This is a genomic window from Sulfobacillus harzensis, assembly GCF_012933365.1.
Lineage (GTDB): Bacteria > Bacillota > Sulfobacillia > Sulfobacillales > Sulfobacillaceae > Sulfobacillus_B > Sulfobacillus_B harzensis.
Map to the genome: position 1 here is coordinate 1 of NZ_JABBVZ010000324.1, position 609 is coordinate 609.

At 57.0% G+C, this 609-nt stretch carries 1 protein-coding gene; it reads left to right on the forward strand.

The genetic code is table 11. The features are described from left to right. On the forward strand, positions 1-542 hold a 542-nt coding region (locus HIJ39_RS23310; protein ID WP_476718355.1), incomplete at its 5' end, for an SLC5/6 family protein. Positions 543-609: the final 67 nt, after the last annotated feature.

A 609-nucleotide genomic window follows, 5' to 3' on the forward strand; every position in this document is an offset into this window, starting at 1 on the left:
CTGAGGGTCGAGTTAACGGGCTACTCTACATGCGGAGCGACGGCATCGCGGACCGACTACGCACACAAGCTGCTAGCCGATTGACAAGACAAGTGGGTCTAGGAAAAACCGGATCGGCACTCTTCAGTCTCATATCAGGAATCGCGGTCATGGGATGGTTTGGCGTACAAAACGCTCTGTTTGCCCAAGGCATCCGTTCGCTTTGGGGTGGGGGACCTCTTTGGGCCTGGATCCTCGGTTCCGGTGTCGTGGTCACCACGCTGGTGGCGGGTGGCATTCGCTTCATGGGATGGGCTGCCTACATCACCGTGCCGTTGTTTCTCATCTTGATGGGGACTGGCTTACTTCATGCGCTTGCGATCGGGCATCAGCATATCGTACATTTCGCGGGGACAGCCCACGAATCCCTCCCGGCAGCCATTACTTTGGTCGTCGGAAGCTTCATTCTGGGGGCCGTCCTCTCGCCTGACATGACTCGCTTCCAACGAAGTCCGGGAGAGGTGGGAAAGCAGTCGATCGCCTCCTTTGTCTTGAGGGTGTAAGATCTTTTGTGTAAACGTTCCCCGCTGCGGTAAAATTAGGAGATACGCGCCATCCAGGCTCTGGGGC